This window comes from Streptomyces capoamus, from assembly GCF_014654935.1.
GTDB classification, from domain to species: domain Bacteria; phylum Actinomycetota; class Actinomycetes; order Streptomycetales; family Streptomycetaceae; genus Streptomyces; species Streptomyces capoamus.
In genome coordinates this window covers 14,953-20,730 of record NZ_BNBF01000033.1, presented here as the reverse complement: position 1 = coordinate 20,730, position 5,778 = coordinate 14,953, and the positions used below count along the sequence as shown (strand labels likewise).

Annotated in this window: 3 protein-coding genes; all 3 read right to left on the bottom strand. The window is 73.1% G+C overall.

Going from position 1 to position 5,778, the window contains the following annotated elements:
- Positions 1 to 2,222 (bottom strand): alpha/beta fold hydrolase (locus IE312_RS34055; RefSeq protein WP_229900763.1); only part of this gene is annotated, 2,222 nt, incomplete at its 3' end.
- A gap of 203 nt (positions 2,223 to 2,425) precedes the next feature.
- Entirely contained in the window at positions 2,426 to 3,892 is a 1,467-nt protein-coding gene (locus IE312_RS34050) for an APC family permease (protein WP_229900762.1), read from the bottom strand.
- A gap of 433 nt (positions 3,893 to 4,325) precedes the next feature.
- Positions 4,326 to 5,778, bottom strand: a 1,453-nt coding sequence (gene mmsA / locus IE312_RS34045) for a CoA-acylating methylmalonate-semialdehyde dehydrogenase (protein WP_229900761.1), incomplete at its 5' end; no start/stop codon positions are given.

Here is a 5,778-nt window from a genome sequence, read left to right as displayed (position 1 = left end):
TTGGTGGGCTCGTCCAGGATGAGCAGGTCGGGCAGGCCGAGCATGGCCTGGGCGATGGCCAGGCGTTGGCGCATGCCCTGGGAGTACGTGCGCACCGCGCGGGTGAGCGCGTCGCCGAGCCCGGCGATCTCCAGGGCCTCGTCCAGGTGGGCGTCCTCGGGCGGGCGGCCGGTGGCCCGCCAGTACAGCTCCAGGTTCTCCCGGCCGGACAGGTGCGGCAGGAACCCGGCGCCCTCCACGAAGGCGCCGACCCGGGAGAGCACCGACGCGCCGGGCCGGACCGCGTGGCCGAAGACGCGGATCTCGCCCTCGTCCGGCCGGATCAGGCCCATCAGCATGCGCAGGGTGGTGGTCTTGCCCGCGCCGTTCGGTCCGAGGAGGCCGAGGACCTGGCCCCTGTCCACCCGGAAGGAGAGGTCCCGGACGGCGTACCGGTCGGTGGACCGGGCGTACCGCTTGCTCAGGCCCTCGATCACCAGCGGGACCTCGGCCAGGTCGGGGTCGGGCGCGGGGGCGGCCGTGCGGCGGCGGGCGGTGAGCAGCAGGGCGAGGGCGGTGGCCGCGCCGGCCGCGGGCAGCCACCAGACCCAGGCGGGCAGGGGCGCGGCGGCGGTGGTGACGGAGGGCGCCGTCGGCACGCTCAGGTCTCCCTTCAGGGAGACGGTGTAGGTGGCCGGGGCGGCCGGTGAGGCGTAGCCGAGGTCGGTGGAGGCGAGGACCAGGCGGAGCCGGTGGCCCTTCTGCACCTCGTGGTCGATCGCCGGGAGCGTGACGGTGACGTCCTTTCCCGCCCGGGTGCCGGTCACCCGGAAGGGGGCGACGAGCTGGGCGGGCAGGACCTGCCGTGTGCCGTCGGGTCCGACGTCGTAGACCTTGCCGAACAGGACGGCGTCGTCGCGGGTGGAGGCGAGGTGCACGGTGGCGGTGGGGGCGCCGGTGATCTGCAGGTCGCGGGTGAGCGGTGCCGAGTCGAACTTCGCGTTCTGGCCGGGGAAGTCGAGGGAGACGCCGATGCCGAGCGCGGACAGCCGGGAGAGTCCGCCGGAGCCGCCGAGGCCGGGCAGGGCGGAGACAGCGGGCGGGCTGGCGCCGGCCGGGTTGGCGATGTGCTGGGTGCCGCCGGTGAGGGGGAGGCTGCGCCGGTGGCCGTGCAGGCCCGGGTAGGCGCCGGCGCTCGCGCCGCGCAGCCGGGCGGTGCCGTCGGTGGAGTCGATGCCTCCGGTGCGGGTGATCCGGAACGCGGGGCCGGTGTCGGTGGCCTCGTCGCCCTTCAGGTACCGGTCGAACCAGGCCCGCACGCGTGCCTCGACGCGGCTGGTCTCCATGTCGCCGCCGTCGTGCCCGCCGGCGATCCAGTCGACGTCCACGGGGGCGCCGTTCGCGCGGATCGCCCGCGCGGCGGCGTCGGCCTGGCCGAGGGGGAACAGGGAGTCCGTCTGCCCCTGCACCAGCAGGGTGGGCACCTTGATGCGGTCGCCGACGGCGGACGGCGAGCGTTCCTCCAGCAGCTCGCGGGCGGCCGGGTCGGGGGTGCCGGACTCGGCGACCCGTTGGTACATCCGGCACAGGGCGGGCTCGAAGCGGGCGCAGCCGCCGCCGGTGTTGAAGAAGACGCCGGCCCACAGCTTCTTGAACACGCCGTCCGGGAACAGGGCGTCCGCGAGGTTCCAGTAGGTGATGGCCGGCGCGATGGCGTCGACCCGGTGGTCGTACCCGGCGGTGAGCAGGGAGATCGCGCCGCCGTAGGAGCCGCCGGCCACGCCCACGCGCGGGTCGCCGGGTGCGTCGAGCCGGACCTCGGGGCGCTTCGCCAGCCAGTCGATGAGCCGGGAGACGTCGGCGACCTCGCCCTTCGGGTCGTTCAGGCCGATCCTCCCGGTGGACCGGCCGAAGCCGCGTGCGGACCAGGTGAGGACCGCGTACCCGTCCCGGGCGAGGTCCTCGGCCTGCCGGCGCATGTCGTGCTTGCTGCCGCCGAAGCCGTGCGCGAGCAGGACGGCGGGGTGGCGGCCGCCGTCGGCCGGGGTGACGTACGTGGTGTCCAGGCGCACGCCGTCGACCGCCATGACCTGGTCGCTGACGCGCACCGCCGGCCTGTCGCCGGAGGCGACGGCCGCCGTCCACGTGCCGGCGCCGGCGAGCACCACGACGGCGGCCGCGGCGGCGGGGAGCCGGCGGGGCCGCCGCAGCAGGCCGCGCAGGGCGGACGGTCGAAGATCCATGCGTCAACGGTACGGGCCGCCACTGACAAGCGCTGCTGCCGTGGGGCGGAGCCGCGCGCCCTCCCTGGGGCGTACGGGACCGCCCCCGCGTACTTCGGCCGCGGTACGGGAATGCCGCCGCCCCCGGCACCCCACCTGGCAGTGGGTGACGGGGGCGGCGGCCGCGGGCCGGGGGTGTCGGGGGAGGCACCCCCGGCCGCGGCTCAGTCCCGGACCTCGCCGGCGAGCGCGGCGGCCTGGGCCGGACCGGCCTGGGCCGGGATGTGCGCGGGGCCCTCCGGAACCTGCGCGTCCTCCGGGATCGACACCAGCCAGTGGGTGTCGCGGCGCGGGCGCAGGTACAGGGCCCAGTACAGGGTCGCCGCGGCGGTGATGCCGCCCGTCCACAGGAGGTACCTGGTCTCCTGCTGGGTCAGGACGTAGGCCAGGACGGCGATCAGCAGCACCGGGACGGCGGGCCAGAGCGGCATGCGCCAGGCGGGGGTGTGCCGGTGGGAGCCGCGGCGGGCGAGCAGGGCGGCGATCGCGACCAGCAGGTACATGCCGGTCACCGAGACGCCGGTGACGCCGTACAGCGTGTCCAGGTTGACGAAGCAGAGGATCGCGCCGGGGACGCCGACCGCGAGGGTGGCGACCCAGGGGGAGCCGAAGCGGCCGAGCTTGGAGAAGACGGAGTTGACCGGGCCGGGCCAGGCCTTGTCGCGGGCGGAGGCGAACAGGACGCGGGAGTTCTGGATGACCATGACGATGCCCGCGTTGATGATCGCGAGGGCCACGCAGAGGCTGACGAAGGTGCCGACGGCGCTGTTGGACCAGGCGGTGACCATGGCGCTGATGTCGCCGCCGGTCAGTTCCTTCAGGTCGGAGGCGCCCATGGTGATCGCGGCGACCGGCACCAGGATGACCACGGTGGAGATGGCGAGGGTGGCCAGGACCGTGCGGGCCACGTTGCGGCGCGGGTTCTCCAGCTCTTCGGAGAGGTAGACGGCGGTGGAGAAGCCCTGGGTGACGAAGAGGGCGATGGCGAGGCCGGAGACCACCAGCATGGCCGTCACGGTGTCGGTGTGGCCGTGCGCGCCGGCCACCTGCATCGAGACCAGGCTGCCCACCCCGCGGTGGCCGTGCGAGAAGCCCAGCAGGGCGACGACTCCGGCGGCGACGACCTCCAGGACCAGGAAGATGCCGGTGATCCAGGCGTTGGCGCGCAGGTCGAGCAGGCCGGCGAGGGTGGCCAGCAGCATCACGCCGGCGCCGGTCAGGGCGGGGTCGAGGTGGACGAGGGGGGCGAGGTAGTCCGCCGTGCCCATCGCGATCACCGGGGGAACGATCATCACGACCAGCAGGGAGAGCACGAAGACGAGCCAGCCCGCGAGCCGTCCGGCCATCGTGGAGACCATGGCGTACTCGCCGCCCGCGCTGGGGATGAGGGTGCCCAGCTCGGAGTAGCAGAACGCCACGGCGATACAGAGCAGGGAGCCGATGGCGATCGTGAGGGCGGTGGCGGTGCCGAGGGAGCCGAACAGATCGGGGACGACCACGAAGAGCGTGGAGGCGGGGGTGACGCAGGACAGCGTCAGCAGCGTGCCGCCGACGACACCGATGGAGCGCTTCAGCCCCGGCGCGGGGGCGGGAGCGGCGTCTGCCACGGACTTCTGGAGCGTGTCGGTCATACGGCGATTCCGATCGACTCGTGCGAGTGAGGGTGGGGGCGGGAGCGCTATCGCCTCCGGCGGATCGTCGTACGTTCGTCTCGTCCGCTCCCGGCGCTGCATAGCGAACCCCGACGAAAACCGCTACGTCAATGGCCGTTTACCTTCGGAATCCGCACTTTCGCATATCCATACGGTGCATCACTTTCGCAGGCCGCAACGCCATATAGAGGCATCCATCAAGCCGGAACCGAATGTGACCTTGCTTTCCAAGGGGATCAGCCGCTCAGCCCTTCGCCATCCGTTTCGTCCGGCCAGAACGGGAACCGCAGCCAACGTGTCAAAAAAATGTCAGCCGTCCGCTATCCGGACGGGCCGCCGCGGCCGGGCGGCGGCGGACGCGGCGGTGCCCCGCCCCCTCGTGCGGAGGGCGGGGCACCGTGCCGTGCGGACGTCAGTGGTTGCGCGGGAAACCCAGGTCCACGCCCGTCGGGGCGTCGGCCGGGTCCGGCCAGCGCGTGGTGACGACCTTGCCCCGGGTGTAGAAGTGCGTGCCGTCGTTGCCGTAGATGTGGTGGTCGCCGAAGAGCGAGTCCTTCCAGCCGCCGAAGGAGTGGTAGCCCACCGGCACCGGGATCGGCACGTTCACGCCGACCATGCCGGCCTCGACCTCCAGCTGGAAGCGGCGGGCCGCGCCGCCGTCCCGGGTGAAGACCGCGGTGCCGTTGCCGAACGGCGAGGCGTTGATCAGCGCCAGACCCTCCTCGTAGGTGTCGGCGCGCAGCACGCACAGCACCGGGCCAAAGATCTCGTCCTGGTACGCCTTCGCGCTGGTCGGCACCTTGTCCAGCAGCGAGATGCCGATCCAGTGGCCGTCCTCGTAGCCCTCGACGGTGTGGCCGGTGCCGTCCAGCACCACCTCGCAGCCCTCGTCCGCCGCGCCCTTCACATAGGAGGCGACCTTGTCCCGGTGGGCGGCGGTGATCAGCGGACCCATCTCGGATGCCGGGTCGTCGCCCGGACCGATCTTGATCTTCTCGGCGCGCTCGCGGATCTTCTCCACCAGCGTGTCGCCGATGGCGCCCACCGCCACGACGGCCGAGATGGCCATGCAGCGCTCACCCGCGGAGCCGTAGGCCGCGCTCACCGCCGCGTCGGCCGCCGCGTCCAGGTCGGCGTCCGGCAGCACCAGCATGTGGTTCTTGGCGCCGCCCAGGGCCTGGACGCGCTTGCCGTTGGCGGAGGCGGTGGTGTGGATGTAACGGGCGATGGGGGTCGAGCCGACGAAGGAGACGGCCTTGACGTCCGGGTGCTCCAGCAGACGGTCGACGGCCACCTTGTCGCCGTGCACGACGTTGAAGACGCCGTCGGGCAGCCCGGCCTCGGCGAGCAGCTCGGCCAGGCGGACCGCGGCCGAGGGGTCCTTCTCGCTCGGCTTCAGCACGAACGTGTTGCCGCAGGCGATGGCGATCGGGAACATCCACATCGGGACCATCGCCGGGAAGTTGAACGGCGTGATGCCGGCGACCACACCGAGCGGCTGCCGGAGGGAGGAGACGTCCACACGGCTCGCGACCTGCGTGGACAGCTCGCCCTTCAGCTGGACGGTGATCCCGCAGGCCAGGTCCACGATCTCCAGGCCGCGCGCGACCTCGCCGAGCGCGTCCGAGTGCACCTTGCCGTGCTCGGCGGTGATCAGCGCGGCGATCTCGTCGCGGTGCGCGTCGAGCAGCGCCCGGAACCGGAACAGGATGGACGTGCGCTGCGCCAGCGAGGACTGGCCCCAGGTCAGGTAGGCGTCCTTGGCCGCCGCGACGGCCGCGTCCACCTCCTCCACCGACGCGAACGCGACCTTGGTGGTGACCGCGCCGGTCGCCGGGTCGGTGACCGGCCCGTACGCACCCGAC